26 protein-coding genes are annotated in these 25,784 nt (G+C 59.6%); 12 read left to right on the top strand and 14 right to left on the bottom strand.

The annotated features are described in order from the left end of the window. The first annotated feature begins 17 nt into the window (after positions 1 to 17). The 9 genes from ACXX81_RS09270 to ACXX81_RS09230 all read left to right on the top strand — a co-directional run bounded on the left by ACXX81_RS09270 (position 18) and on the right by ACXX81_RS09230 (position 7,257). A complete protein-coding gene (locus ACXX81_RS09270; protein ID WP_209982281.1) occupies positions 18 to 506 on the top strand; it encodes a DUF6644 family protein in 489 nt (162 codons plus the stop codon). After that, positions 506 to 1,207, top strand: coding sequence for a DUF6162 family protein (locus ACXX81_RS09265; RefSeq protein ID WP_209982283.1), 702 nt, complete (start codon positions 506 to 508; stop codon positions 1,205 to 1,207). Before ACXX81_RS09270 ends, ACXX81_RS09265 begins: the two co-directional genes overlap by 1 nt. Beyond that, on the top strand, positions 1,204 to 2,136 hold the full coding sequence (locus ACXX81_RS09260; protein ID WP_209982285.1) for a metal ABC transporter solute-binding protein, Zn/Mn family: 933 nt from the start codon (positions 1,204 to 1,206) through the stop codon (positions 2,134 to 2,136). The genes ACXX81_RS09265 and ACXX81_RS09260 overlap by 4 nt, the downstream gene beginning before the upstream one ends. Positions 2,137 to 2,159: 23 nt before the next feature. Beyond that, on the top strand, positions 2,160 to 2,840 hold the full coding sequence (locus tag ACXX81_RS09255) for a metal ABC transporter ATP-binding protein (protein ID WP_245228984.1): 681 nt from the start codon (positions 2,160 to 2,162) through the stop codon (positions 2,838 to 2,840). Further along, positions 2,837 to 3,742 (top strand): metal ABC transporter permease, encoded by a 906-nt coding sequence (locus ACXX81_RS09250; RefSeq protein WP_209982289.1) that lies wholly within the window; start codon positions 2,837 to 2,839, stop codon positions 3,740 to 3,742. The genes ACXX81_RS09255 and ACXX81_RS09250 overlap by 4 nt, the downstream gene beginning before the upstream one ends. Then, on the top strand, positions 3,739 to 4,734 hold the full coding sequence (locus ACXX81_RS09245) for a metal ABC transporter solute-binding protein, Zn/Mn family (RefSeq protein ID WP_322213711.1): 996 nt from the start codon (positions 3,739 to 3,741) through the stop codon (positions 4,732 to 4,734). The genes ACXX81_RS09250 and ACXX81_RS09245 overlap by 4 nt, the downstream gene beginning before the upstream one ends. 28 nt (positions 4,735 to 4,762) lie before the next feature. Next, the gene (locus tag ACXX81_RS09240; RefSeq protein ID WP_209982291.1) at positions 4,763 to 5,086 is read left to right on the top strand and encodes a hypothetical protein; all 324 of its coding nucleotides are present in this window, start codon (positions 4,763 to 4,765) and stop codon (positions 5,084 to 5,086) included. A gap of 8 nt (positions 5,087 to 5,094) precedes the next feature. After that, positions 5,095 to 5,919, top strand: coding sequence for a DUF4198 domain-containing protein (locus ACXX81_RS09235; protein ID WP_209982293.1), 825 nt, complete (start codon positions 5,095 to 5,097; stop codon positions 5,917 to 5,919). 81 nt (positions 5,920 to 6,000) lie between these two features. Further along, positions 6,001 to 7,257 (top strand): helix-turn-helix domain-containing protein, encoded by a 1,257-nt coding sequence (locus ACXX81_RS09230; RefSeq protein WP_209982295.1) that lies wholly within the window; start codon positions 6,001 to 6,003, stop codon positions 7,255 to 7,257. On the opposite strand, the gene ACXX81_RS09225 is transcribed toward ACXX81_RS09230, so the two are convergent. The 3 genes from ACXX81_RS09225 to ACXX81_RS09215 form a co-directional block, all read right to left on the bottom strand. Next, complete coding sequence (locus ACXX81_RS09225; RefSeq protein WP_209982297.1) at positions 7,254 to 7,886, bottom strand: nitroreductase family protein; 633 nt, start codon at positions 7,884 to 7,886, stop codon at positions 7,254 to 7,256. The genes ACXX81_RS09230 and ACXX81_RS09225 overlap by 4 nt on opposite strands. A 62-nt stretch (positions 7,887 to 7,948) precedes the next feature. Beyond that, the gene (locus tag ACXX81_RS09220) at positions 7,949 to 8,929 is read right to left on the bottom strand and encodes a sterol desaturase family protein (protein ID WP_209982298.1); all 981 of its coding nucleotides are present in this window, start codon (positions 8,927 to 8,929) and stop codon (positions 7,949 to 7,951) included. 458 nt (positions 8,930 to 9,387) lie between these two features. Continuing rightward, positions 9,388 to 10,467, bottom strand: coding sequence for a tartrate dehydrogenase (locus tag ACXX81_RS09215; protein ID WP_231421361.1), 1,080 nt, complete (start codon positions 10,465 to 10,467; stop codon positions 9,388 to 9,390). A 108-nt stretch (positions 10,468 to 10,575) separates the two neighbouring features. Here ACXX81_RS09215 and ACXX81_RS09210 point away from each other — a divergent pair, with 108 nt between their 5' ends. Then, a complete protein-coding gene (locus ACXX81_RS09210) occupies positions 10,576 to 11,487 on the top strand; it encodes a LysR substrate-binding domain-containing protein (RefSeq protein WP_458571553.1) in 912 nt (303 codons plus the stop codon). Positions 11,488 to 11,528: 41 nt separating this feature from the next. Here ACXX81_RS09210 and ACXX81_RS09205 read toward each other — a convergent pair whose 3' ends face one another. The 4 genes from ACXX81_RS09205 to ACXX81_RS09190 form a co-directional block, all read right to left on the bottom strand. Beyond that, complete coding sequence (locus tag ACXX81_RS09205; protein ID WP_458571552.1) at positions 11,529 to 12,413, bottom strand: alpha/beta fold hydrolase; 885 nt, start codon at positions 12,411 to 12,413, stop codon at positions 11,529 to 11,531. 28 nt (positions 12,414 to 12,441) lie between these two features. Continuing rightward, positions 12,442 to 13,386, bottom strand: coding sequence for a DMT family transporter (locus ACXX81_RS09200; RefSeq protein ID WP_458571551.1), 945 nt, complete (start codon positions 13,384 to 13,386; stop codon positions 12,442 to 12,444). A gap of 79 nt (positions 13,387 to 13,465) precedes the next feature. Further along, complete coding sequence (locus tag ACXX81_RS09195) at positions 13,466 to 14,194, bottom strand: helix-turn-helix transcriptional regulator (protein WP_458571550.1); 729 nt, start codon at positions 14,192 to 14,194, stop codon at positions 13,466 to 13,468. Between the two features lie 78 nt (positions 14,195 to 14,272). Beyond that, on the bottom strand, positions 14,273 to 15,175 hold the full coding sequence (locus ACXX81_RS09190; protein WP_458571549.1) for a LysR substrate-binding domain-containing protein: 903 nt from the start codon (positions 15,173 to 15,175) through the stop codon (positions 14,273 to 14,275). Positions 15,176 to 15,267: 92 nt separating this feature from the next. Between ACXX81_RS09190 and ACXX81_RS09185 the strand changes: the two genes are divergently transcribed. Then, the gene (locus ACXX81_RS09185) at positions 15,268 to 16,257 is read left to right on the top strand and encodes a DMT family transporter (RefSeq protein ID WP_458571548.1); all 990 of its coding nucleotides are present in this window, start codon (positions 15,268 to 15,270) and stop codon (positions 16,255 to 16,257) included. Here the strand turns inward: ACXX81_RS09185 and ACXX81_RS09180 are convergent. The 4 genes from ACXX81_RS09180 to ACXX81_RS09165 all read right to left on the bottom strand — a co-directional run bounded on the left by ACXX81_RS09180 (position 16,229) and on the right by ACXX81_RS09165 (position 21,431). Then, positions 16,229 to 17,656 (bottom strand): aldehyde dehydrogenase family protein, encoded by a 1,428-nt coding sequence (locus tag ACXX81_RS09180; protein WP_458571547.1) that lies wholly within the window; start codon positions 17,654 to 17,656, stop codon positions 16,229 to 16,231. The two genes, ACXX81_RS09185 and ACXX81_RS09180, sit on opposite strands and share 29 nt — an antisense overlap. A 72-nt stretch (positions 17,657 to 17,728) precedes the next feature. Then, complete coding sequence (locus tag ACXX81_RS09175; RefSeq protein ID WP_209982326.1) at positions 17,729 to 19,096, bottom strand: glutamine synthetase family protein; 1,368 nt, start codon at positions 19,094 to 19,096, stop codon at positions 17,729 to 17,731. Between the two features lie 68 nt (positions 19,097 to 19,164). Then, the gene (locus tag ACXX81_RS09170) at positions 19,165 to 20,559 is read right to left on the bottom strand and encodes an aspartate aminotransferase family protein (protein WP_458571546.1); all 1,395 of its coding nucleotides are present in this window, start codon (positions 20,557 to 20,559) and stop codon (positions 19,165 to 19,167) included. 86 nt (positions 20,560 to 20,645) lie between these two features. After that, on the bottom strand, positions 20,646 to 21,431 hold the full coding sequence (locus ACXX81_RS09165) for an SDR family NAD(P)-dependent oxidoreductase (protein ID WP_458571545.1): 786 nt from the start codon (positions 21,429 to 21,431) through the stop codon (positions 20,646 to 20,648). A gap of 95 nt (positions 21,432 to 21,526) precedes the next feature. Here ACXX81_RS09165 and ACXX81_RS09160 point away from each other — a divergent pair, with 95 nt between their 5' ends. After that, the gene (locus ACXX81_RS09160) at positions 21,527 to 22,432 is read left to right on the top strand and encodes a LysR family transcriptional regulator (RefSeq protein ID WP_209982333.1); all 906 of its coding nucleotides are present in this window, start codon (positions 21,527 to 21,529) and stop codon (positions 22,430 to 22,432) included. A 130-nt stretch (positions 22,433 to 22,562) separates the two neighbouring features. Here ACXX81_RS09160 and ACXX81_RS09155 read toward each other — a convergent pair whose 3' ends face one another. Genes ACXX81_RS09155 through ACXX81_RS09145 form a run of 3 tightly spaced genes read right to left on the bottom strand, consistent with a single transcriptional unit; the run spans position 22,563 to position 25,783 of the window. After that, positions 22,563 to 23,321: an SDR family NAD(P)-dependent oxidoreductase gene (locus ACXX81_RS09155; protein WP_209982335.1), complete on the bottom strand. Its 759-nt coding sequence runs from the start codon at positions 23,319 to 23,321 to the stop codon at positions 22,563 to 22,565. Positions 23,322 to 23,370: 49 nt separating this feature from the next. Next, positions 23,371 to 24,981, bottom strand: coding sequence for a gamma-glutamyltransferase family protein (locus ACXX81_RS09150; protein WP_458571544.1), 1,611 nt, complete (start codon positions 24,979 to 24,981; stop codon positions 23,371 to 23,373). Positions 24,982 to 25,003: 22 nt separating this feature from the next. After that, positions 25,004 to 25,783 carry an amino acid ABC transporter ATP-binding protein gene (locus ACXX81_RS09145; protein WP_053256191.1) on the bottom strand — a complete coding sequence of 260 codons (780 nt, stop codon included), beginning with the start codon at positions 25,781 to 25,783 and terminating at the stop codon, positions 25,004 to 25,006. Position 25,784: the final 1 nt, after the last annotated feature.

Raw genomic sequence — 25,784 nt, 5'->3', positions numbered from 1 at the left:
GCTCTCAGGTATTCGCCATGGATATTCAACCCCTGCTGCAAGCTGTCCAGGACACCCCTGTCGCGACGTTCATCCGCGAGTCAGGCTCGGCTTTTCCGATGCTCGAATCGGTGCATGTGATCGGCATTGCCATCGTCTACGGCACCATCGCCGTGGTGGATTTACGCCTGCTTGGCGTGACCGCCCACCGGCGCGGCGCGCTCAAGCTGATCCAGGATTTACTGCCCTACACCTGGGTCGCGTTCGTGACCTGTGTGATCACCGGCCTACTGATGTTCTGCGCCAATGGCACGACCTATGTGCAAAACACCGCGTTCCTTTTCAAAATGGGGCTGTTGATGCTGGCAGGCATCAACATGGCGGTGTTCCACCTGGGGGCCTTTCGCCGAATCGCCGAATGGGACACCCAACTGCCGCCTCCCCGTCAGGCGCGGGTCGCCGGCTTCAGCTCGTTGCTGTTGTGGGCGGGCGTGGTGTTCCTCGGCCGCTGGATTGCATTTCTCTGATGGCGCGTCCAGCCGCTGCAATCACGCGGGTGCGCCCACGTTCCAGCGGCTGGGAGTCGCTGGCCCTGGGGCTGGCGACCCTGGCCGTCATCGCCAGCGTGGCAGGCTACGTGCTGCTGCGCCCCGAACGCGTTGGCCCGCCCACCCCGTTGAGCTGGCAGGTACGTTCCTTCGATGGCCTGGGCGCGGTCGATCAGGCCATCCACAGCGCATTGCTACCGGCCGGTGAAGAAATCATCTGGAACAACAACGATACCGGCGGCTGGATCACCCTGGAGCGTGCCCAGGAATTGTTGCTGCCGCCCTTCTACCGGGATGCCTTCTGGAAGGCTAATGGTGAAGTGCACTGGCAATTGATTCTGCCCGGCACCCACCTGGCCCATAAGGGCGGCGACGACGATGCCACGGCGGCAGACCAGACCGTCAGCGAGATATCCAAAGCCACCCTGGGCCAGGGCGCGACGGTCTACTACGGCTCAGCCGGCCACGCGCCCGGCCAGAGCGCCTACCTGCTGATCATCGGGCATGCCCATGCCGGTGTGATGTGGGCCAACCAGGCGACGATCTGGGTGCACCGCGACCCAAACGCGCCCTACCCCGCCATCGTCAAACCCGAATCCCTGGTCGGCGAGGGTTGGCGCCAAGTCATCCCGTACGACGGCGCCAGCGAAATCGAACGCGTAAAAGGAACCCAGCCATGACTGTTGCCACGAAACACCGCGCCTTGTGGCGCCGTTGCATCGCGCTGTGGGTGCTGATACCCGCCATCGCGCTCGCCGCCCCGGCCTTGGCCTCGGCGAAGCCACTCAGAATCGGTATCACCCTGCATCCCTATTACAGCTTCGTGGCCAATATCGTGGGTGATCGGGCGCAAGTCATTGCGCTCATCCCGGCAGAGGCCAACCCGCACAATTACCAGCCGCAGCCCGATGACATCACCCGCGCAATGAATATCGATGTGCTGGTGGTCAACGGCATCGGCCACGATGAATGGGCCTTCCAGATCATCAAGGCCGCCGGCCGCACGCAAACGCTGCCGATTATCCAGGCCAATGCGACGGTGGCGCTGATTCCCATCGGCGGCGACCAGGAAGGCGTGAAGGTGGTCAACCCGCACACTTTTGTCTCCACCACGGCGGCGATACAACAGGTGTTCGAGATCGCTCGCCGGCTCGGTGAATTGGACCCGGACAACGCTGCGGCGTATCGAAAAAATGCGCTGGCGTATGCCGGCCGTATCCGCGAGCTGCGCGCAGGCTTCATGACGCGCTTCGCCGCACTGGACCTGTCCAGGTTCCGCTGCGCGACGACTCATGCTGGCTACGACTACATGATGCAGGAGTTCGGCCTGTTCGTAAGCGCCGTGATCGAGCCGCGCCACGGCGTCGCGCCGACGGCACGCCAATTGGCCAACACCATCGAGGCGATCAAGAAAGCCAACGTCAAGGTGCTGTTCGCCGAGAAGAACTTCTCCCTCGACCTGGCCAAACCCATCGAAGCCGCCACCGGCGTGAAGGTGTTCGCCCTGTCCCATATCACCGGTGATACCTACAGCGCGGACGAGTTCGAGGTGGCGATGCGCGAAAACCTCGAAACCCTGGCGCAAGCCGTTGAGTACACCCAGCAATGAACGCGCTGAAGGAGGAATACGCAATGCGCGGCCCCGCCATTGTGTTCGACAACGTCTCCCTGCGACTGGGCGGCACGCAGGTGCTCGATCAGGTGAACCTGCGCATCGAGGCCGGCGCCTTGCACTGCCTGGTAGGCCCCAACGGCGGCGGCAAGACCTCGCTGGTGCGTGCGCTGCTGGGCCAGATGCCGCACTCGGGGACGATCCGATTCGAAGGTGAACTCATCGCGCCCCTGGGGTATGTCCCCCAATTGCCGGACTTCGACCGCAATGTACCGATGACGGTCAACGATCTCATGGCCCTGTTGGGTCAGCGCCGGCCCGCCTTCCTGGGCGCAAGCCGCGCCGCCAGGGCAGCCAATGCCCAGGCCCTGGAACGTACCGGCATGGCGGGGATGGGTAACAAGCCTTTTGGCAGCTTGTCCGGCGGCCAGCGTCAGCGCGTGCTGCTGGCCCAGGCGATCAGCCCGATGCCGTGGCTGCTGATCCTCGATGAACCGACCGCAGGGATCGACGAGGCCGGTGTGCGCCTGGTGGAGGCACTGGTGACTGAACTGAACAACCGTGGGGTGACCATCCTGTGGATCAACCACGACCTCGAACAGGTCAAGCGTATCGCGCAGTCCGTGACCGTTATCAACCAACGGGTGCTGTTTCACGGCCCCGCCGAGCAGATCGACAGCCGACTGGAGGTCATTCGATGAATGCCTTGTATGACTTCATTCGCGACCACCTCCAGGCGCTCGCCGCGAGTCACGTGTTGCCGCAACCCTTCGAATACGAGTTTGTGATCAATGCGTTGATGTGCTCAGTGCTGATCGGTCCGTTGCTGGGGGTGTTGGGCTCGATGGTGATGATCAAACGGATGGCGTTCTTCAGCCAGTCCGTGGGCAATGCGGCGATGACCGGCGTGGCCATTGGCGTGCTGATCGGCGAGTCGTATACCTCGCCCTACTTTTCGATGTTCGGCTTCTGCCTGCTGTTCGCCCTGACGCTCAAGTACACCCAACACCGCACCACCCTGGCCAATGACACGCTGATCGGCGTATTCCTCTCCATCTCGCTGGCGGTCGGTGCCTCATTGCTGCTGTTCGTGTCAGCGAAAATCAACACGCATGTGATGGAGGGTGTGTTGTTCGGCTCGATCCTGGCCGTCGACCACACCGACATGAACGTACTGCTTGGCGTGACACTGATTTGCACGCTGATCGGCCTGCCCCTCTACAACGGCATGTTGCTCTCCAGCCTCAATCCAAGCCTGGCCCATGCGCGCGGCGTAAAGGTGCGCAGCGTCGAGTACCTGTTCGTGGTGCTGGTCACCCTGGTAACGGTCGCCTGCCTGAAGATCATCGGTGCCGTCCTGGTCGAGGCCCTGCTGCTGATACCGGCAGCAGCCGCCCGCAACATCAGCCATTCATTGCCTGGCCTGGTCACATGGGCCGTGCTGATTGCGACCTTTTCCTGCGTGGTTGGCATTCTGGCACCGATGCAGTTCCATATTCCCGTGCCCACGGGCGGCGCCATCGTGATCGTCGCGGCCCTGGTGTTTGCGTTCACAACCATCATCCGCGGCACCGCGCCGCAGTTCAGAGGGGCCAGCGTATGACACGGTTCAACCCATCCATTCGCCCCTGGCTGGTGCTGCTGGCATGGCTGCTGGGCAGCGCGCCGTCAGCCTTCGCGGACGTCAGCCAACAAAAAGTGCTGGTCGCCCTGCCGGCGGTGTATGCACTCACTTCGGCACTCGGCGAAGGCACACACCTCGAGGTCGTACGTGTTCCGCTGGACGCCGCCGTCCCCATGGAAAGCCAGGCCAACGCGCTGTCGCGCCTGGACCCCAGCGTGTTCCAGACGGCCGTCGCCGTGGTCGCCCTGCGCAGCCTGTGGCGCGCTGATCCGCTGTATGCGACGGCGCGGCGCCACACTCTGCGGATCGTCGAAATCGATGCTTCGCATTCATGGGACAACCTCAAGCCCGGTGTGGCCACCACCCGTGTGCCCGCCAATGATGTGCCCTGGGCTGACGTTCGCAACGCCGAAGGCCCCCCGTCGCCCTACGCCTGGCTGGGGCCCGTGAATGCCATGCGCATGTCGGCGCTGATTGCAGCTGACCTGGCGCGGCTGTCCCCGGACGACGCGCCACGGATCGCGCGCAACCTCGCCGCGCTCGACGGCCGCATCCGCCAACTGAAGGCCGACTACGGTGACAGCCTGCTGAAAGTGCCGGACCTGCGCGTCCTGTCGCTGGCCAGCGAGCCGGTCTACCTGCTCGGCGAGTTCGGCGTGTATGTAGACGGTTGGTTCGTACGCCAGGACATCGACTGGACTGACGCCGACCGCGCCGCCCTGACCCGCTACCTTCGCGAGCGTGATATCCGCGTGGTGGTCCACAAATGGGCGCCTGACGCCAGGATTGTACGAGCCATCGAGGACGGCGGCGCACGCCTGCTGATCCTGGATATCGGCAATCCGGGCATGCTCGCCAACAAGGCCAACAGCTACGAGGCGCTGTTGAGTTCCAACCTGGACGCCCTGCTGGCGGCTTTTGCGCCGGCCAGTCCCCCTGCGGCTGCCATTCAAGCAGCGGTCCCGCAGTGATTCATCTCGACCCTAGAGGCTGAACCTTATGAAAGCGCAAATGTTTGCCCACCCGATCCTGCTGACCAGTGCACTGCTGTCCTGCCAGGCCGCCCTGGCCCATGGCCCGGTTTTCGACTGCTATATCGAGCACGACGACTGGGTGAAGTGTGAAGCGGGCTATACCGACGGCAGTTCCGCTGTGGGTCGAAAAATCCATGTTCAGGACACGAGCAACAAGCTGTTGCTTGAAGGCACTGTCGGCAAGGACAACAGCTACACGTTCCAGGCCCCCGCCGGCGCGTACTCCGTTGAGTTTCTCGGCGGTGAAAACCATGGCGCCACCCTTCAGTCCTCCGACATTACACAGTGAAATCGACCATGCCGATCAAACGAAGACTGCTTCAAGCCCTTGCCGCCGCGACCTTCAGTTGCATGACCTGCGCTGCACAAGCTCACTTCCAGATGCTCTACCTCGACGAAACGGCGTTGCAACGTGCAGCCAATCTGGACTTCGCCATAGTGTTCACGCACCCGTTCTCCGGCGGCCCGACGATGAATATGGGTGAACCGCGCGCGTTCAATCTCATCAGCGCCCACGGCGGCGAAAAAACCGACCTGCGCCAATACCTCAAGCCTGTCCAGTGGCAGAGCCGCGACAATCAAGCGGCCGCCTATCGTGCATCGATTCCACGGGAGTTGGTGCGCTCACTGGGCGACCATATTTTCGTGCTTGAACCTGAGCCCTATCTGGAAAAGGAGGAAGACGTTTACATCCAGCAGTTCACCAAGCTCGTCGTCAACGTGGGTGGCGTCCCCGGTAACTGGTCAGAGCCCCAGGGGTTGCCGGTTGAGATCCAACCCCTCAACAAGCCCTACGCAAACTGGACGGGCGGCGTGTTCCGCGCAGTGGTCCTGGCTGACGGCAAGCCCGTTCCGTTCGCCGAGATAGAACTCGAATACATCAACCATTCTGTCGACATCAAAGACAACGCCTTCGGCAAGCAGGACTATGTCAAGGCCCCCCAAGCCTCATTCAAATCCCTGAGTACCTATTCGGACGCCCAGGGTGTGGTGACGATCGGCCTGCCACGTGCCGGCTGGTGGGGCATTGCAGCGCTCAACATCGGTGCGACCAAAACCTATAAAGGCAAACCCCTTTCCCAGGACGCGGTGCTGTGGGTGCAAGTCAGGGATATGAAATAACCTGATCGCCAACGTCATGCTGACCAAGGGCTGAAGAATATTGGCCTGCGTCAATGGCGACGGGCGCCGTGAGGATGTGAAATGGATAAGTTGCAGGACGTTGAAGAGGAGAATCGACTGGCGGCGCACGCTCAAAGAGTTTTAAAGAGTGGTGCGCTCGGTAAATCGCGGCAGATCATTCGTCTTTTCGAGTTTCTGCTCGAGCGATCACTGATGGCGACCCCAACGAAGGAGGTCGAGATTGCACTCGTTGTGTTTGGTCGCCCCACCAACGTGGATCTCGCGGCTGATGCCACGGTTCGAGTGCATATTCATCGGCTGAGAAAAAAACTCGAGGCTGCGCCCGTCGATGAGCGTGGCGAGCGTCTTGTCCTGCCGCGTGGCGAATACCGTCTGGTGGTCGCTGCTCCCGATGAGCAAGACAACCACTCCAACCCTGCGCGCCGACGTTTGCTTGATTGGCGGTATTTTGCCAGCGCGGCGCTTTTCCTTGCGTTCAACGCAATGTGCTGGCTCTGGCTGACCGGGAAACCACCCAATGACGCGCGCGTCGAGAGCATTCTCTGGAGTGGTCTGACGAAAAATACAGCTGAGCTATTGATCGTTTCCGGTGATTTTTACGTATTCGGTGAACAAGGCGCTGATGGCTCCATTCTTCGCATGGTCGCTGATTACACCATTGCTTCCAGCGAGGCTCTCAATAAGTACAAGCAGCAGATGCCTGGGGCCGGCCAGAGGTACGTCGACATGAATGCGCATCACTTGCCGAGTGGGCTCTCATCGGCTCTGGTTTCGGTGACGCCAATCGTGGCCGCAACGAGGCCTGGCAATTCAAGCCTGATCAAGGATGTGACAACATCACGCTTCACCAATGAGATGCTGAGCGATCACGATATTGTCTATGTCGGTTTGCTCGACACCCTCGGCGATCTGCATGAACCGTTCTTCGACCTTTCCGGTTTTTCGCTATCGGCCAGCGGCGATACCCTTGTGGACCGAGCGAGCGGCGATCAATTTCAATCCGATTGGGCCGAGCCATCCACTGAAAGAATCATGCGCCGTGATTACGCCTACCTTGCGAGCTTTCCGGGACCGGCAGGAAATCACATCGTCGTCGTGGCCGGCATTATGGATCCAGCCCTGATAGAAGCGGCGAAGATCGCATCGAACAGTGCCGAACTGAATCGCTTGAAGGCCCAGCTAGGTGATAGCGAGGCCTTCGAAGCACTGTACGAGGTGCGTACGTTTGGTCCGTCGAATCTATCGGCAGAATTACTGATCGCACGCCCGCTTGACGTCAGTCAGATGTGGCGTGCGAGAGACGGGAGTAGGCCCTAGGCAATCTCCACGAACATATGCGCCTTGTCGCGCCGGACTTTTTCGAGTGTTACCAGCCAATCGCTTTCGGTATCCCGGTACCCCAGGGCCAAAAGAACCGAACTGTTCAAGCCCTGTTCGCGAAGCTTCAGAAGCGCGTCCACCGCGCTGTTGTCGAACCCTTCCATGGGCGTGGCATCCACGCCAAGTTCAGCAGCCGCCAGCAGCGCAAATCCCAACGCGATGTAGCATTGTTTGGCGGCGTGAAAATACTGCTGTTCCTTGCTCATGCTGCCTAACGAGTCGAGCAGCGATAACCGGTAATCATCGGTGACACTGGCAGGCAGATTACGTATCGCGTTGCTGTATTCGAAAAAGTCGTTGACCCGCTCAGGCGTATATTCATCCCAGGCAGCAAAAACCAATAAATGGGACGATTGAGTAACTTGCTGTTGGTTGGCGCAGATCGGCTGCAACTGCGCCTTCAACTCAGGGTTAGTGATGATTAACACCTTGAAAGGCTGCATGCCCGAGCTGCTGGGGGCCAGACGTATGGCTTCCAGGATCGGATCGATCTTCTCTTGCGCCACCTTGTCGCCGTTGTAGCTTTTGGTTGCATAGCGCCAATGGAGCGTGTCTTTCAATGCCATGGTGATGTCCTTTAATGGAAATTGAGGTCTTGTCTTTTAGATTGCCAAGCGCTGCGCACCCTTCATGGGTTCGGACTCTCGCCTTCCTTCAAGTGACGCCAGAGGGTCTTGAAAGGATCGATATAGAACCCCTTCAGGGTTTTGTGTGGATTGTTGGCGCCATACTCTTCGTCGTTGCATCCCCAACGCCAGGTTTCACCCTTCTTGGGCAGGTACAGCGTGCCGAACATCCAATCCCAGAGTGTCAGTATGACCGCGTTATTCTTGTCCCAGTGATGGGGCTCCATACTATGGTGCAGGTTGTGCATGACGGGAGCCAAAATGATCCTGTTCAGCCAGCCATAGGAGATCGGCATATGGACGTGCGAAAAAACATCTATCACAAAGAAGGCGATATAGGCCGTTGTGGTGACTGCAGCGATCATGCCCGGATGAATTTGGCTTCCCGTTGCATACAGTACAACCCCGGTGAAGGCCCCGCCAAAAATCGCCGGAATGATATTCAGACCAAAGAACTCGATGGGGTGCTGTCGAAAAAGCGTCCAGGGCGTGAGCGTTTCAGCGGTGTGGTGAGGCTTGTGAAGATGCCAGAGCAGTGCATGGGTATGGCACCAACGGTGTACCCAGTACCCCACGAAGTCCACGCTGAGGAAATAGACCAGGAACTGAATTGAGACCATTAGCCAGGTCGCTGTGATCACGGGCTCCTGGGCGCCGAATTCAACGTTTAAATAAGCACCTGCGTTGTCAGCGATAGCGATGCCATTAATGGCGATGACACCGACAAGGGGAAAACCCAGCATAAGCAGGATAATGCCGTTCCACTTATCGACGCGCGATGAAGCGTGATCGTATTGCTCCCTGGGAAAGGCTGCATTGATTAGAGCGCGTAGGGTCAGGGGACCTTGCCACTTTCGCGAGAAGATGAACATCACCGCAATGACCGTTACGAAAAGAGGAAGCCCAAAGGCCCACAAGCTCATTATTTCAATTGTCGGCTCATAGAATGCGACAATTGATTCCCAGACGTTATGCATTGTCATCGTGAATTCCTCGCCATTTATTGTCTTGTTATTGTTTTGAGGCAATGGATAGCCTCTTGTTTTCTTTACTCTGCGTGAAGGCCCGGTCAGATGGCTTGCGTTAACCGGCTATGGGGATACTGCCTATGACTGGCGGCCATTGAGAAGTTGGGTAACGGTTAATTAACAGTACGCAAAAGGTTATTTTCGGAAAAACATCCGAAAAAACATCATTTAAATCATGGGGATATTTTCAGGGCTCATGCAGGCGGAGTTGCCTTCACGGCATCAGATATGACAGTTACCCGAGTGACGTTCAGGCAGTAACAGGAACGTTCGTCGTTATTCCAGGCAGGCTCGTTGATGTTCTACTGCGAGGGTCAAGAACATCACACCATGACATGCTTGTTGATGTTCAAACGGATCACGTTGTCCATCGAAAAGCCCAGCAGCAAGTGGGCACTGGGCTTTTCGGGTTTTCAGACCGCAGCAGCGATGGCCTTGCCCAGCGATTCGGTGTTGCCGGTGCCACCGATGTCGGCGGTCAGGGGCGCGTGCTCCGGGCCCATCGCAAGCACGGTTTCGATCGCTGTCAGCACGGCGGCGCCGGCTTCGGGATGGCCCAGGTGCTCGAGCATCATCGCACCGCACCAGATCTGCCCGATCGGGTTGGCGATACCCTTTCCGGCGATGTCGGGCGCCGAACCGTGCACCGGTTCGAACAGGCTCGGGAAGTTGCGTTCCGGGTTGATGTTGGCCGAGGGCGCGATGCCGATGGTGCCGGTGCAGGCCGGGCCCAGGTCGGAAAGGATGTCGCCGAACAGGTTGCTGGCCACCACCACGTCGAACCAGTCCGGGTGCAGGACAAAGTTCGCCGTAAGAATATCGATGTGGTACTTGTCGACGTTGACGTCCGGATATTTCTTGCCCATTTCCACGACGCGCTCATCCCAGTAGGGCATGGTGATCGCGATGCCATTGGATTTGGTGGCCGAGGTCAGGTGCTTCTTCGGACGGCTTTGCGCCAGGTCGTAGGCGAACTTGAGGATACGGTCGACGCCGACGCGGGTCATCACGGTTTCCTGCAGCACGATTTCGCGAGCGGTCCCGGGGAACATCTTGCCGCCGACGCTGGAGTACTCGCCTTCGGTGTTCTCGCGCACCACCCAGAAATCGATGTCGCCGGGCTTGCGGTTCGCCAGTGGCGCCTTCACGCCGGGCATCAGACGGCAGGGGCGCAGATTGACGTACTGGTCGAATTCACGCCGAAACTGCAGCAGCGAATCCCACAGGGAAATATGGTCAGGCACCACGTCCGGCCAGCCCACGGCACCGAAGTAGATCGCATCGTAGCCCTTGAGGGTGTCGAACCAGTCGTCCGGCATCATCTTGCCGTGCGCCAGGTAGTAATCGGCGCTGGCGAAGTCGAACCAGTCCCATTGCAGCTCGAGGTTGAAGCGGGCAGCCACCGCGTCAAGCACACGCACGCCTTCGGGCATCACTTCCTTGCCAATGCCGTCGCCGGGGATCACTGCAATTTTGTACTGGGTTTTGCTCATGGATTCGACTCCTGGGTTGATTGGGGCATGGATCTCAGTGTATGCAGTGTCCTGGGATTAATAATTAGCCTTGCTGGAAAGCCATTCTTAGTTTTCAGGAAAGAATCCATGAGCATGATCGATGACCTGAGTTTCTTTCAGCAGGTGGCTACGCGCGCCAGCCTGACGGAAGTGGCACGCCATCTGGGGCTATCGCTGCCTGCCGTGAGCAAACGGCTCAGCCACCTGGAGGCCAGGCTTGGGGTGCAGTTGCTGCAGCGCACCACGCGTCGATTGTCGCTGACCCCCGAAGGCGTGCTGTACCTGGAGGGAGGTCGGCCGATTCTGCGCCAGCTCGAGGAACTGGAGAGCGCGCTCAGCAGCCGCCAGCCCACCTTGCACGGCCGGTTGCGGATCAATGGCACGCTGGGTTTCGGCCGGCAGCACCTCGCCCCCGTGGTCTCGAGCTTCGCCCGGCTGCACCCGGAGCTCGAGATTTCTCTCGAGCTGACCAGCCAGCCACTGAGCATCCTGGACGATCAATTCGATATCGGCGTGTGCATGGGCGAGCCGCCGGACTCGCGGTTGATCGGCATTCGTCTGCTGGAGAATCCACGCATTCTCTGCGCGTCTGCGGGATACCTTGAAGCGATGCCAGAGCTGACGTGCGTGGCGGATCTGGCGCGGCATAACTGCATTGTTTTGCGCCAGTTCGGCAGCGACTATGCGATCTGGCGCTTCAGCAAGGATGGCCAGGATTACTCGCACAAAGTCAGCGGGACGCTGTCGAGCAATGATGGCGAGGTCGCGTTGAGTCTGGCGCTGGACGGCCATGGATTGATTCTGCGGTCGCGCTGGAATGTTCAGCAATATCTTGAAAGTGGTCGCCTGCAGGCGGTACTGACCGATCACCAGGCGCCGAAGGCTGATATTTTTGCGGTGTATCAGCATCGGCAGCATATCCCCCAGCGCATCTCGGTCTTCGCCCGCTACCTTGCGCAGGCGCTGGCGGAGCGTTTGCCGTTCGCCGCCCTCAAGTGAACAATGACGGGTGCGGCGTGTTGACCGATCAAGCCACACAGCTAAACGGGTGCAGCGAAAAAACCCAGCACTGCTTCGAGCAGCACGTCAGGCACTTCTTCGGCGATGTAATGGCCGCAAGGTAGCGCCTTGCCGCGAACATTCAGGGCGACCTTGCGCCACTCTTCCAGCGGGTCGAAACAGCGCCCCACTGTGCCCTCCTCGCCCCAGAGTACCAGCAGCGGCAGCGTCAGATGATTGCCCGCCAGGATATCGGCGCGGTCGTGCTCCAGATCGATACCGGCCGAAGCGCGGTAATCCTCACAAATGCCCCGCGCACTGCCCGGACGTTGCAGGCAGCGCAGGTACTCGCCAAACGCCTCGTCGGTGAAAGGCTTGAGGCCGGCGCTACGGGAGCCCATCACACTGCGCAGATAGAGCTCGGGGTCGGCTTCGATAAGCCCCTCCGGCAATGGCGCAGGCCGAATCAGGAAGAACCAGTGCCAGTAAGCGCGGGCGAAGGCTTCGTTCGTTTGCGCGTACATCGACAGGGTTGGCGCAATGTCCAGCAGCACCATCTGCTGCACCGCGTGCGGATGGTCGAGGACCAGGCGATGGGCCACGCGCGCACCGCGGTCATGGGCCAGCACCCTGAACTGCGCAAAGCCCAACGACTTCATCAACTCGACAGCATCGAGCGCCATTTCACGCTTGGAATAACTTGCATGCCCGGCGTCGGCTGGCGGCCTGTCGCTGTCGCCATAGCCGCGCAGATCAGCGGCGACTACAGTAAAAATGCCCGCCAGCTGCGCAGCCACCTTGTGCCAGATCACGTGGGTCTGCGGATGGCCGTGCAACAGCAGTAGCGCGGGGCCACTGCCGCCAATGCGGTAACTGATGTTCACGCCGTTTACCTGGCGTTGTGCTTTCTGGAATCCGGCAAACATGATTCGACTCCGTAAAGGTGAAGGCTAACTACATAGCCGCAGAATAACCCGGATTACGATGACAGTTCAGGCACCAGACGACACCGGTAACAAGCAGTGCAATCGCCGCTATTTCATAGGAGTCAGGCAACCGCTGCTCCCATAGAAACCCAAAAACCAGCGCCGCCAATGTCTCAATCACGAGCACTTGTCCGCTGAGTGCCAGCGGCAGAAGTCGGCTCGCCTGGTTCCAGCATGCGCCACCCACCACTGAAGACAAGACGGCTACGCCTCCTGCCACCAGCAAAAAATGCAGCCATTGGGCGCTGCCATGGGTTGCGGCCTGCAAGCCCAGAACAGGTGCCGCCAAAAGCAGCGACTGAGCACCCGTCATCACCCCTGTCAGCAGTGCCCAGTCATGCGAGGAGACGCTGGCGACCTGAACCAGCCGCCGAGCGTTGCTTACGGCATACCAACTCCACGTCACCAGAGCACCCACCGCGCATGAAATCCCGGCGATGGTTGCCAGCGTATCCGGCCTGTCGCCATTGATCAGTGCATGCCAACTGATGAGCATGACGCCACCCACCGCGCAGCACAGCGAAGGGACGAGCTTGTGCAGGGAAACGGCGTCGGCGTCATGACGACCTGCCAGGGTGACGATGACCGGGATGAGTCCGACAATCAGCGACGTTGTGGCGATGCCCACCAGCTGCACGCCGGTGCCCACCAGCGTGTAGTAGATGAGGTTCCCTATCAGGCTGAGCCAGAACAGTGATTTCCAGTCAGCCATGCTCAGATGGGCGCATACGCGCCGCCAGCGCGGCATCAGCAAAACCGCCGAGACCGCGCCATAACAAAGAAATCTCAGCACTGCGAATTCCAGGCCGCTTAGCCCCGGGGTCAGCTGGGGGCCAAGGAAAATCACGCCCCAGCACAACCCTGCGCACACGCCGTAAACAATGCCCTTGAGCAGTGACCGATCAGCAAACATTTCACCCGTACTCCATAGCCTGATGGATGAAGTCTGATGCAGCTGATTCGGCAAATATTGTCGGTAACTGTGCAGTCTTTTACCCAGGCTGTTTCTGCGCTTTGCGATAAGCAGCCGGCGTTATGGCGCTGATACGCTGCATGGTCCGGGTCATTGATGCCTGATCGGAAAAACCTGCCCGCAAGGCAATCTCGGCTATGGGTAACGAGGTTGCGCGCAGCCAGCGTTGAGCTTCCTGCAGGCGTAATTCAGTCAACCACGCTTGAGGGGTCATCTCGAACAATTGGCGAAACCGCTGGTGCAGTTTACTCAGGCTCATATTGGCGACTCGAGCCATGCTTTCGTTGCTCCAGTTCGCGCCAGGGTTGGCCTGAAGACGGACGATCAATTGCTTCATGGGGTCTGCAACGCGGGGAGCATCAGCGCCCAGGGACGAAAGAAGCAAAGGGCCCAGCTGTGAGGCCGCGAGGGACAGTTGCGCGTTTCCTATCAGCTCGGCGAACTCCATCAGCCGACGAGTCGCGGCAGGAATAGGCACATAGATGCTCCGAGCCAGACGCTCGATCTGCAGCGTTTCCAGGGTCGTCGGCGCGCAGTCCAGAACCAGAAAGCGGTTATCGGCGTGCGTATGCTGCGAGTGCACCGCGCCGGGTGTCACAAGTGCCGCCAGTGACTGATCGATGTAGCCACCGCGCCCCCCTACGTCGATTTCCATTCGGCCACGAATCGGCAGTACCAATTGAGCATGCTCGTGATGGTGGTGAGGGGCTTCCCGCTCGTAGCTGCGAACTTCAAGATTCAGAAACATTTGACGCTATCGCCCTTATCGAAAGTTCTTTCATGCACCAACGGTCGGCGTTTACCTGACCCATTTATTGCTTCGCAACTAGGTGCTCAACTGTTCCTGGAGCCATGCCAGTAGCGCCTGCGCTTCAATCCGTTCATCCCCGCCATTTTCTTTATAAACAGAAATGGCATGGGGCAGAGGCACATATTCTGCACAAGGTCGCACCAAAGCGCCCTCCTCAATAAGCTTTCCGGCAGTTCGACGCCATCCCAATGCGATGCCATGTCCCGCGACTGCCGCCTGAAGCATCAGCGGGTAGCTATCGAACACCGTACCAGGCACATGATTCGCGATCGACTTTCCAAACACCTGCAACCACTCTTCCCAGACCATAAAGTCCGGGGACGTAGAGCGATAGTGTAAAAGATGGTGCAGACAAAGCGCTTCAGGGCCAATCAACGTGCCTGTGGCAAGGTAGCGCGGACTGCACACGGGGAAGACTTCGTCAGCAGCCGTAAACGCCAGAGCATGCAAGCCGCTGGCGCGCCCGGTGCTTTGCAAGGCAACATCGAAGCGGTCGTTGAATTCGGCAATAGGCCGTGTTGAGGTCACTACTTGAACCTCGATTCCCGCCCGTTGATCCTGGAACGTGGAGAGGCGTGGCATCAGCCAGTAAAAGGCTTCACATAACTGGCAGAGTAAAACGACACGATTTTTGCGCTGTGATTCTCGAAGCGTAACAGCATGGTCGCTGATATTTCCCAGTGCCGCGCTCACCACGCTTCCCAACTGCCGCCCCTCCTCCGTCAAAAAGACCGCCCGATTACGCCGGACAAAGAGCTTCACGCCGAGATCTTCTTCAAGACCGCGGATTTGCCGGCTGACGGCGGCTTGGGTGATGTGCAACTCATCAGCGGCCCTCGAGAAGCTTTCCAGCCGGGCAGCCGCTTCAAAAGGCAGCAAACTGGTCAGCGCAGGCAATGTCTTCCTGAGGTTATTCATAATCAGTCGTTATGCATTCAGACCCGAGAACTCGTTTTTAACACACTGCGACAAAACGCAATATGGGCTGAACATCTGCCGGACCTCAGCTAATGATCACCGCTCGCACCACTATCATCACCGGCACGCTGCTCGCCGTTTTTGCGACGCTGGCCTGGGCTCTTAACTTCGTAGCGCCTTACGTCACTGGCGCCTACAGCATTTACGACCTTACGATCATCAGATTTCTGATCGCGGGTGCCTTGGGGTCGCTGGGGGTGATCCTGTGCCGTACTCAGCGGCGGTCTTTGCAACGTTCCCAGCAGTTGCTCGCCGCAGCGCTGGGCGCAATGGGGTATCTAGGGTACAGCAGCTGTATTGCAGCGGGCGTGATCTTCGGTGGCCCCGTACTGACGGCGGCGTGTGTCGGATTCGTGCCTGTTCTACTCGCCCTGCTCGGCAATGCAAAAGAGAAAACGGTGCAGTGGCACCGCCTTGCGTTACCCCTGACGTTCATGATGGTTGGGCTCTTCCTTGCAAATATCGGCAGCGTGAATCTGGCGCAGGCAGGCAGGTCGTCCTGGCTGACGGGATTATTTTTTTCTGTCCTGGCAGTGACCCTGTGGCTAGCCTTCAGTCTGCTGAATCAAAGCGCCATGGGAAAAATCCCCCATGCTGCAACGGGCATCTGGACCAGCTTGATGATGGCGGGTGCTGGCATGGGCACCGTGTTCCTGATACCCGTTGTACACATGCTGGGGCTCTTTAAACTCCCGAGTATGGGTTTCAGTATCACCTCGGCGGGACATCTTTATGCCTGGGCTCTGGTCATTGCGGTTATGTCTTCGGTGATCGGTGCCTGGGCTTGGAACGCGGCGACAAAACGGCTGCCGATGGTGCTTTCCGGTCAGTTGATTTCGCTGGAATCTTTGTTCGCCGCTGTCCTCGGCTTGCTCTTTATTGGGAGGTTCCCAACACCCATAGAGGCGACAGGGCTTATTGCCGTGGTCATAGGGGCAGCAATAGCGGTTCACAGCATTCTCGGCGCGAATGAAACCATTACCTCTTCAGTGGTCACTCGCGCCAACCGACCACGCCCTTGATTTCCAGGAAGTCGTGAATGCCCCACCCCGCGTACTCGCGGCCATTGCCGGATTGTTTGTAGCCACCAAACGGCGCGAACGTGTCCCAGCTTGGGTAGTTCAGGTACACCGAGCCGGCACGCATCTGTTTGGCCACGGCGCGGGCACGCTCGATATTACCGGACTGTATGTAGGCCGCCAGGCCGTAAACGGTATCGTTAGCCATTTCGATGGCCTGCGCTTCGCTGTCATAGGCAATGATCGACAGCACGGGGCCGAAGATTTCTTCGCGGGCAATGGTCATCTGCGCCGTCACGTCGCCGAACACGGTGGGTCGCACGTAGTAGCCCTTGTCCAGGCCTTCAGGACGGCCCAGGCCACCGCTCACCAGGGTGGCGCCCTCCTCGATGCCGATGGCGATCAGGCTCTGAATCTTGGCGAACTGTGCGTCGCTGATCACCGGACCGAGATTCGTGCCGGCATCCAGCGGGCTGCCGGTCACCAACTGCTCGGCGGTTGCCTTGGCAATTTCCAGAACACGGGCAAGCTGCGCTCGCGGTACCAGCATGCGTGTTGGCGCATTGCAGGATTGCCCGGAGTTAGCAAAGCAGCGCTGTACCCCCTTGGCCACCGCCACGTCAAAGTCCGCGTCTTCCAGCAGGATATTGGCCGATTTACCGCCCAACTCCTGAGCCACGCGTTTAACCGTATCGGCCGCCGCCTTGGCGACCAGAATGCCGGCGCGGGTGGAACCGGTGAACGAGACCATATCGACTTTCGGGTGGCTGGTCAGGTAATGGCCCACGTCCGCACCGGTGCCGTTAAGCAGGTTGAAGACCCCGGCAGGCACACCCGCTTCATGCATGATCTCGGCGAAGATGATACCGGTCAGCGGCGCGATTTCGCTGGGTTTGAGCACCACGGTGCAACCGGCGGCAATGGCGGGCGCGACCTTGCAGACGATCTGATTCAGCGGCCAGTTCCACGGCGTGATCAGGGCGCACACGCCGATGGCTTCACGCATCACCTGAGTGATGCCATGCACTTCGCTGAACGGGAAGGTCTCCAGGGCACTGATGGTCGATTCCAGGTGCGCGCGGCCACTCCAGACTTGCGAGTCACGGGCGAAATGCAGCGGCGCGCCCATCTCCTGGCTGACGGCCTTGGCCAGGTCTTCGTAGCGCAGGTTGTAGACCCGCAGAATTTCCTTGAGCAGTGCCAGACGTTCGCTGACGGGGGTTACAGAGAACGCGGGAAAGGCCCTGGCAGCAGCGTTGACCGCGCTGTCCACGTCCGCCGCGTTGCCCACCGCGATGCTGATGAAAGCTTGCTCGGTGGAGGGGTCGATCACCTCCAGCGTGTTGCCCGACTGGGTATCGACCCACTGGCCATCGATGTAGAACTTGAGCGCATTGTTCATGGTTTATCTCTGGATAACTCGGAAACAGGTGCCCTCAGCGCTCCGTTTCAGGACACGCTGACGGGCCAATTCTCATGCGTGAGTAAGGTACCAGCGCCAGTCCTGCTCGCCGACCTCGGCATTGAAGGTGCGGAACTCACGCCACTTGATCGCCAGGAACACCTTCAGGAATTCGGCACCCAGCGCCTCGCGTGCCCAGGTTGAACCCTGCAATGCCTGCAACGCAGTCAGCCAGTCGGTGGGTAAAAAATCGGTCGCCTGCTCATAGCCGTTGCCCACAATCGCCGCGCCAGGATCGCTCTGATGCGTGATGCCGTGGTGAATGCCCGCCAGTAACGCGGCAGCGGCGAGATAGGGGTTGGCATCGGCACCGCAAATGCGGTGTTCGATGTGCCGACTGATCGCGGGGCCGCCGGGCACGCGAAATGACACCGTACGATTGTTGACGCCCCAGCTTTTGGCCAGCGGCGCGTAACTGCCGGTCTGGAATCGGCGATAGGAGTTGGCATGAGGGCAAAATATCGCCAGCGCGTCGAACAAGGTTGCCATCATCCCGCCAATGGAGTGACGCAACAGCGGTGTGCCCTGGGGGTCTTCGCTCGCATACAGGTTGTTGCCCTGCTCGTCGGCCAGGCTGACGTGCAGGTGCAGACCGCTGCCGGCCTGATCGCTGAACGGCTTGGCCATGAAACACGCTTGCAGCCCGTGTTTGTTGGCCACACCCTTGACCAGGCGTTTGTAACGTACGCCTTCATCAATGGCCTGGAGTGCGTCGAAACGATGCTCCAGCGTCAACTCGAGCTGGCCCGGCGCATACTCGGAGATCGCCGTGCGCACCGGTAAACCCTGCAGCGCACAGGCTGCGTAGAGGTCATCAAGAAACGGTTGAACCTGTTCAAGTTCGTATACGCCATACACCTGCGGCGCGACCGGACGTACGCCATTGGTTTGCTGCGCCGGCTGCGGTCGCCCATTGACGTCGCGCTGTTGGTCCAGCAGGTAGAACTCCAACTCCACGGCCATGACCGGATGGAAGCCATCGGCTTTGAGCCGCTCGATGGTGTTCACCAGCACATGACGCGGGTCCGCCGGTGCGGCGGGAATACCTTGGGTCGGGTGCATGCTGACCTGCACTTGACCGGTGGGATGGGTGCGCCAGGGTTGCACGGTCAAGCTTCCCGGCAAGGGGTAGCTCCAGCAATCAGCGTCAGCGACATCCCAGACCAGGCCAGTGTCGTCCACGTCCTCACCCTGCACGGTCAGGGCAAGAATGGAACTTGGCAGCGGCCGCCCAGTGTCGTAGATCGCCAGCAGCTCATTACGATGCAACAGTTTGCCCCGTGGCACGCCATTCGCATCGATAAGGAACAACTCGATGCTCAGCACTTCAGGGTGTGCGGCGAGATAATCCTCGGCCTCTTTTCTATCAGCAAATTGCATGTCGAACCTCTTGGCGCTCATTCAAGCGCCCTGGCAGTATTTGAAAAAAACGGGGCGTCACCGTCCACTTAAGCGGAGGCGACCCGGGCTCCCGGCAGGGCAAGCAGCGTGGTCAGCGCGTTTTCCAACTCGCCGAGCAGCCTGTCGATATCCGCCTCACTGGTTTGCGGGCAGCACAGGGTCATGTTGTGAAAAGGCGTGATCAGGATGCCGCGATTGATCAAGTAGAGGTGCAGCGCCATTTGAAGGCTGTCATGAAAAGCCGCCTCGGCTTGCGCACCGGTCCTGGGCGAGGTGGCACAGAATTGAAACTCACAACGGGCGCCCAGCTCGGTGACAGACCAGTTCAGTTGATGGCGCTTGAACAACGCGCGAAATCCCTGCGCCAATCTTGAGGCGACAGACAGCATGTGCTGGTAGGCAGACTCCGTCATGACCTCTTCAAGGCTGGCGCGCATGCAACGCATCGCCAGCGAGTTGGCGGACAGCGTTGTTCCCATACCGCTGTGTCCATGACCGCCGCCCTCTGCGCTCGCCTGCACCTCGCGCATGGCCAGGGCAACTTCCTCGGTCATGCCAAACACCGCGCAAGGCACGCCCCCGGCGATGGGTTTACCCACCACGAAAAAGTCGGGTTCCAGCGCCCATTGGCGTGTGCATCCACCCAGGCCGGTGGAAATCGTGTGGGTCTCATCAATGACCAGCAGGCTGCCATATTGGCGGGTCAACTCGCGGCACTTTTGCATGAACCCAGGATCAGGCAGAACCATGCCGATGTTCGTCATCGCCGGCTCGCACATCAGCGCGCACACATCGCCCTGGGCTAACGCAGCCTCCAGTGCGGCGACATCGTTGAACGGGATGGATCGGCTGTATTGGCTCAAGTCATAGGCCTGGCCCACAAGCCCTGGACGGGGCACTGTCTTGCCGTCGCGGTAGCGCACCATCACGTCATCCACGGTGCCGTGGTAGCAGCCGTCGAACACCAGCAAGACGTTGCGTTTGGTAATCGCGCGCGCCCAGCGCAGCACATAACGGTTGGCGTCAGTCGCATTGGCCGTCACCTGCCAGTAAGGCAAATCGAATCGCTGAGCCAGCAACTCGCCGCAAACCACCGCGTCCTCGCCGGGCAGCATGGTGGTCAAGCCATTGTTCGCCTGCTCGGCGATGGCACGGGCAACAGGATCAGGTGAATGGCCGAACATCGTGCCGGTGTCGCCCAGGCAAAAGTCGATGTATTCATGATCGTCAACGTCGGTGAAGCGTGCGCCTTTGGCGCGCTGCACGAAGAGCGGCGAAGGCATCGACCAGTCGCTCATCCAGTGCATGGGCACACCGTTGAACAGATTCGCCCTGGCACGCTTGGCCAGCGCCATCGACGTTGGGTTGCTTTCTATGAAACGCTCACGCTCGGAGGCGGTAAAAACAGCAATCGCTGATTCATTGATTCCACTTTTCGACATGATTAAACACCCTGCGTTGATGACAAAAATCGGTTAAACGTCGTTGCCGCTCGGACAGGAACACTCAACTGTCCTCTTTCCTGACCTCAGGCTCGCGGAGCCTTGTTCTCGATCAGGCAGTTGCCGCCATCCACTACAATGACTTCACCGGTGATGTAACTGGATTCAGGCGACGCCAGAAATGCAACCGCCGCAGCTACTTCGCGAGGACTGCCTGCCCGGCCCATCGGGGTGAAGCGCCCCGCCTCGGCTTCAACGGGTGAGGTTGACCCCGTCGTGATCCAGCCAGGCGCAACGCTGTTGACGGTGATCCCTTGCCTGGCGACTTCAAGTGCAAGCCCCATGCTCATGCCCACCATCGCGGCCTTGGCGGCGCTATAAGCCGCCTCGCCCGGATTGCTGCAGCGGGTGCCTGTGATGGAGCTGATATTCACAATGCGCCCGTAATTTCGCGCCCTCATACCGGCCAGAACGGCTCGCGTCAGAAGAAAGGCCGTGGTCAGGTTTCTGCCCAGTGAAAGATTCCATTCCTGCAGTTCCATCGTTGCCAATTCCGAGAACACCTCGGGGCTTCCTTGCATGGCCATGCCGGCATTGTTCACCAGAATATCGACCCGTCCCCAAACGGACTCTGCCCAGAGGCTGAATTCACGCACCTGATTTTCATCGGTAAGATCAGTGGGCCGGCCTTCAACTTCAAACCCTTCAAGGCGCAGCTCTTTAACCCGATCCGCAATGCGCTTGCTGCTGGCAGTGATGATCAACTTCGCCCCGGATGCACCCAGCCTGCGAGCAATAGCCATGCCGATCCCGGATTCACTCCCGGCACCACTGACGAGTGCAACATGCCCTCTCAATTGCGTATCCAACATGGCGTGCCCCAGGTCTTTAATTTGAAAGAGAGTAGAAACTAGGCGAATAAATCTGATACATAAAGACAATCATCATCAGAAAATCTGACAACCCCATGGCGTTTACCAGTGAGTCACTTAAAATTTTCCTCTCGGTCATCGACAGCGGATCCTTTTCGGCGGCGGCGCGAAAATTAGGCCGGGTCCCCTCGGCCATCAACATGGCGGTGTCGCAGCTTGAAGCCGAGCTGGATTTGTTGCTTTTTGACCGATCAACTCGCAAAGCCATTCCTACGGCCGCCGCCAAAGCACTTGAGCCCCAGGCACGACAGGTCGCGAGCCAGATAAACCTGCTGGATGCGCATGCCCTCCAGCTGCATCAGGGGTTGGAGGAGCGCCTGGTCTTTGCGATGGCGCCGGAGTTGCAAACAGGCGTATGGAATCGTCCGCTCTCCATTATCGCCAGGGAGTTTCCCACGCTTGAAATCGAGATTCGCTCCGCGTCCCATCCGGAGGCCATGCGCATGCTCCATGAAGGGCGTGTGCAATTGGCACTTGGATTTGAACGACCAGGGCTTGACGAGCGGGAAACATTTCTTGAAGCGGGGAGCCAGTTGTTAGTAGCGGTTGCTGCTCCAGATCACCCTGCGGCCGCCGGCAAGAAAAGCCCCTTGAGTGAGGAGCAACTGGTCAACGTTCGGCAGATTATCGTCGCCACAGGAGGGCCTGCAGACTCTGACCCACGTGTCGTGCTGTCGCGGCGGATTTGGCACAGCGACAATTACCTGGCCACGCTGGACCTGGTGCAGCAAGGATTGGGTTGGGCCTATCTTCCAAAATCGCTGGTACACCCTCTCATCACGTCAGGCGCATTGACGGAGGTGGTGTTTGACTACATGCCGAGTCAGATGCGGCTATGGGTCGATATCATCTGGGTAAAAAACCGGCCCCTGGGACTGGGCGCGCTTCGTTACCTGAGCCTGATTCGCGAAATTACGCAGGGGGAGCCTCGTCGTATTTGATGAGTAAAAGTGCACATTGAGGCTTGCAACGACGCCCACTCGCAGTAAAAACAGGCACCGCCGACTCACCCATTCCGCCTTTCGACATGATCATAACCTCATGTCCAAGATAGGCATCAATGGGCCACTGTCAGTTTCCAGCGGAGACGCCGCAATCAATCGCCATGTCCGCGCCAGTGATGGATCGCGCACCGGGTTGGGACAGGAAAAACGCCAGCTCGGCAACCTCTTCCGGCTGGATAAATCGGGCGCGGGCACCTTGGGGGTACTTGTCCAACAGATCCTGATAGTAGGCCTGAGGGTCTCCCTGCCCATATTGAGTAGCTTGAAATTTGAGCATTGGGGTTTCGATATCACCTGGGGAAATAGCGTTGCAGCGCACGCCAAAGGGTGCCAGGTCCAATGCCAGGGTTTTTGTCAGCAGGGTCACGCCGCCCTTGCTTGCGCAATAAGCTGCGGCGTTTCGATTACCTTGCCGGCCGGCATCGCTTGAAATATTCAGGATGGAACCCTCTGATAATTTCAGATGGGGAATAGCGGCTGAACACATGAAGAACGTTGCCTTTAGGTTTACGTCCAGAACAAGGTCGAAATCCTCTTCGGTAAACGCTTCAACCGGACCTTCGCGCCATACTCCCGCAGCGTTGATCAATACATCCAGCCGGCCCATCGCCATAACGGCTGCATTAACGGCTGCAGCACACACAGCGGGTTGACGGATATCACCGCAAAAAATGCCTGACACCTGATATTCAACCTGTAAGTCTGCGAGCTTTTTCGCATCCAGATCTGTTGCGAAAACCTTGAAGTCTTCATTTAAAAAACGCTCAACCAGCGCGCGACCAACACCACCTGCTGCGCCAGTGATCAGTACACTTCGAGGGGCCATGGAACCTCCTGCCAAGATAGAATTTAAGAACGTGTGGGATGCGTCCAGCTCACCAGACCGCGATATGCGAATCCGCCCGTGGCTCAGTGCCGCCACACAACACGCCGGTGACCGGGTCACGCAGGATGATCTGCCCACGCCCGTAGTCGGTGAGGTCGCTGTCGGTCTGCACCTTGTGCCCGCGCCGCGCCAGCGCATTGACCAGGTCGCGCGAAGCTCCATGTTCGATGCCGACCTTCATGTCGCCCAGCCATTGCCAGCGCGGGGCGTCGAGGGCCGCCTGGGGGTTGAGGCCGAAGTCCACCAGGTTCATCACCATCTGCACATGGCCCTGGGGCTGCATGTAGCCGCCCATCACGCCGAACGGTCCAAGGGCCTCGCCGTCCTTGCTGAGAAAACCCGGGATGATGGTGTGGAAGGTTTTCTTGCCCGGTGCCAGGCAATTGGAATGGGACTCATCGAGGCTGAATTCCTGCCCGCGGTTCTGCAGGGCGATGCCGCTGTCGGGCAGCACCACGCCGGAGCCGAAGCCGTGGTAGTTGCTCTGGATGAACGAAACCATATTGCCTTCGGCGTCGGCGGTCGCCAGGTATACCGTGCCGCTGGCGTGGGGGTCGCCGGGTTTGGGCGGCTGGGCCTGCTCGCCGATCTCGCCACGGCGACGGCTGCTGTAGTCGTCGCTGAGCAGGTCGGCCACCGCCACGCGCATGTGCGCAGGGTCAGTGATGTAATGCAGGCCGTCGCTGTAGGCCAGCTTCATGGCTTCCAGCTGGCGATGCCAGGTTTGCTGGCTGTCGCGGTGATCGAAGTTGAAGCCTTCGAGGATTTTCAGCGCCATCAGTGCGACCAGGCCCTGGCCGCTCGGCGGGATTTCCCAAACATCCACGCCCCGGTAATTGATGTGGATCGGCTCCACCCACTGCGCGCGGTAATCCTTGAGGTCGCTGGCGCGCAGGTAGCCGCCGCTGGCGCGCGAATGCGCATCCAGGCGCTCGGCCAGAGCGCCGCGATACAGGCTTTCGCAGCCGGTGGCGGCGAGTTCTTCCAGGGTACGGGCCTGGGCCGGGTTGCGGAAAATCTCCCCCGCCTGGGGCGCGCGCCCGTCGATCAGGAAGGTGTCGAACCAGGCTTGCAGCACCTCATCGCGGTGCGGGCTGAATTCGTTCAAGGAGATCTGCCATTGATGGGCAACCACCGGAGACAGCGGGAAACCGTCGCGCGCCAAGCTGATGGCCGGCTGCAGCAAATCGGCAAACGGCAATTTACCGAAGCGTTTGGACAACTCGGCCCACGCCGACGGGCAACCGGGCACCGTCACCGAGGTCCAGCCGTACAGCGGCATCTGTTGATGCCCCGCCGCCTTGACCGCCTCGATACTCAAGGCGGCGGGCGCATGGCCGTTGCCGTTGAGGCCATGCAACTGGCCCTTGCACCACACCAGCGCAAAGGCATCGCCGCCCAGGCCACAACCGGTGGGCTCGACCACGGTCAGCGCGGCGGCGGTGGCGATGGCGGCATCGATGGCATTGCCGCCCTTTTGCATGATTTCGATGCCGGCCTGGGCCGCCAGCGGTTGCGAAGCGGCGACCATGCCCCGACGCGCGAACACGCTCTGGCGTTGCGAGGAATAAGGGTATTCGTGAGCGGAAAATTTCAACATGGCAAAGGCTCTTCAAAAAAGGTCATAACACGCGGCTGAGAAACGCCCGGGTCCGCGGATGGCTGGGGTGGCTGAAAATCTGTTCCGGCGGCCCTTGCTCGATCAATTCGCCCTGATCGAGCACCACCACGCGGTCGGCCACTTCACGGGCAAAGCCCATTTCATGGGTGACCACCACCATGGTCATGCCCTCCTCGGCCAGTTCCTTCATCACCTGCAGCACTTCGCCGACGGTTTCCGGGTCGAGGGCGCTGGTGGGTTCGTCGAACAGCATCGCCTGGGGTTTCATCGCCAGTGCACGGGCAATCGCCACCCGCTGCTGCTGGCCACCGGAGAGCATCGACGGATAGTGGCTGGCCTTGTCCGCCAGGCCGACCCGCGCCAGCAAGCCCCGGGCCTGCTCCAGCGCCTGGGCACGCGGCACACCCAGCACCTGGATCGGCGCTTCGATAATGTTTTCCAATGCAGTCATGTGCGGGAACAGGTTGAAGCGCTGGAACACCATGCCAATGTCGCGGCGCTGGCGGGCGATGTTGCGCTCCGAATCGCGCACCAGACTGCCATCAGCGCGTTCGCGATAGCCCATGGCGCGGCCGTTGACACGAATGCGCCCGCCCTGGATGTCTTCAAGCAGGTTGATGCAGCGGATAAAGGTGGTCTTGCCGGAGCCGGAGGCGCCGATCAGCACCACCACTTCGCCACGCCGTACCTGCAGGGAGATGCCCTTGAGGATCTGCAATTCGCCGAACGACTTCTGGATATCCTGTGCGTCAATGATCAGCTCTTCACTTTGGTGCGCCATG

It is taken from the genome of Pseudomonas sp. GNP013 (assembly GCF_054343995.1).
The sequence above is the reverse complement of the archived record's forward strand: the minus strand, read 5'-3'. Positions and strand labels throughout refer to the sequence as shown.

Bases quoted from the DNA above. Each gene is read 5' to 3' on its own strand.
- ACXX81_RS09270 (WP_209982281.1), top strand. From the start codon at position 18: ATGGATATTCAACCCCTGCTGCAAGCTGTCCAGGACACCCCTGTCGCG.
- ACXX81_RS09265 (WP_209982283.1), top strand. From the start codon at position 506: ATGGCGCGTCCAGCCGCTGCAATCACGCGGGTGCGCCCACGTTCCAGC.
- ACXX81_RS09260 (WP_209982285.1), top strand. From the start codon at position 1,204: ATGACTGTTGCCACGAAACACCGCGCCTTGTGGCGCCGTTGCATCGCG.
- ACXX81_RS09255 (WP_245228984.1), top strand. From the start codon at position 2,160: ATGCGCGGCCCCGCCATTGTGTTCGACAACGTCTCCCTGCGACTGGGC.
- ACXX81_RS09250 (WP_209982289.1), top strand. From the start codon at position 2,837: ATGAATGCCTTGTATGACTTCATTCGCGACCACCTCCAGGCGCTCGCC.
- ACXX81_RS09245 (WP_322213711.1), top strand. From the start codon at position 3,739: ATGACACGGTTCAACCCATCCATTCGCCCCTGGCTGGTGCTGCTGGCA.
- ACXX81_RS09240 (WP_209982291.1), top strand. From the start codon at position 4,763: ATGAAAGCGCAAATGTTTGCCCACCCGATCCTGCTGACCAGTGCACTG.
- ACXX81_RS09235 (WP_209982293.1), top strand. From the start codon at position 5,095: ATGCCGATCAAACGAAGACTGCTTCAAGCCCTTGCCGCCGCGACCTTC.
- ACXX81_RS09230 (WP_209982295.1), top strand. From the start codon at position 6,001: ATGGATAAGTTGCAGGACGTTGAAGAGGAGAATCGACTGGCGGCGCAC.
- ACXX81_RS09225 (WP_209982297.1), bottom strand. From the start codon at position 7,886: ATGGCATTGAAAGACACGCTCCATTGGCGCTATGCAACCAAAAGCTAC.
- ACXX81_RS09220 (WP_209982298.1), bottom strand. From the start codon at position 8,929: ATGACAATGCATAACGTCTGGGAATCAATTGTCGCATTCTATGAGCCG.
- ACXX81_RS09215 (WP_231421361.1), bottom strand. From the start codon at position 10,467: ATGAGCAAAACCCAGTACAAAATTGCAGTGATCCCCGGCGACGGCATT.
- ACXX81_RS09210 (WP_458571553.1), top strand. From the start codon at position 10,576: ATGAGCATGATCGATGACCTGAGTTTCTTTCAGCAGGTGGCTACGCGC.
- ACXX81_RS09205 (WP_458571552.1), bottom strand. From the start codon at position 12,413: ATGTTTGCCGGATTCCAGAAAGCACAACGCCAGGTAAACGGCGTGAAC.
- ACXX81_RS09200 (WP_458571551.1), bottom strand. From the start codon at position 13,386: ATGTTTGCTGATCGGTCACTGCTCAAGGGCATTGTTTACGGCGTGTGC.
- ACXX81_RS09195 (WP_458571550.1), bottom strand. From the start codon at position 14,194: ATGTTTCTGAATCTTGAAGTTCGCAGCTACGAGCGGGAAGCCCCTCAC.
- ACXX81_RS09190 (WP_458571549.1), bottom strand. From the start codon at position 15,175: ATGAATAACCTCAGGAAGACATTGCCTGCGCTGACCAGTTTGCTGCCT.
- ACXX81_RS09185 (WP_458571548.1), top strand. From the start codon at position 15,268: ATGATCACCGCTCGCACCACTATCATCACCGGCACGCTGCTCGCCGTT.
- ACXX81_RS09180 (WP_458571547.1), bottom strand. From the start codon at position 17,656: ATGAACAATGCGCTCAAGTTCTACATCGATGGCCAGTGGGTCGATACC.
- ACXX81_RS09175 (WP_209982326.1), bottom strand. From the start codon at position 19,096: ATGCAATTTGCTGATAGAAAAGAGGCCGAGGATTATCTCGCCGCACAC.
- ACXX81_RS09170 (WP_458571546.1), bottom strand. From the start codon at position 20,559: ATGTCGAAAAGTGGAATCAATGAATCAGCGATTGCTGTTTTTACCGCC.
- ACXX81_RS09165 (WP_458571545.1), bottom strand. From the start codon at position 21,431: ATGTTGGATACGCAATTGAGAGGGCATGTTGCACTCGTCAGTGGTGCC.
- ACXX81_RS09160 (WP_209982333.1), top strand. From the start codon at position 21,527: ATGGCGTTTACCAGTGAGTCACTTAAAATTTTCCTCTCGGTCATCGAC.
- ACXX81_RS09155 (WP_209982335.1), bottom strand. From the start codon at position 23,321: ATGGCCCCTCGAAGTGTACTGATCACTGGCGCAGCAGGTGGTGTTGGT.
- ACXX81_RS09150 (WP_458571544.1), bottom strand. From the start codon at position 24,981: ATGTTGAAATTTTCCGCTCACGAATACCCTTATTCCTCGCAACGCCAG.
- ACXX81_RS09145 (WP_053256191.1), bottom strand. From the start codon at position 25,783: ATGGCGCACCAAAGTGAAGAGCTGATCATTGACGCACAGGATATCCAG.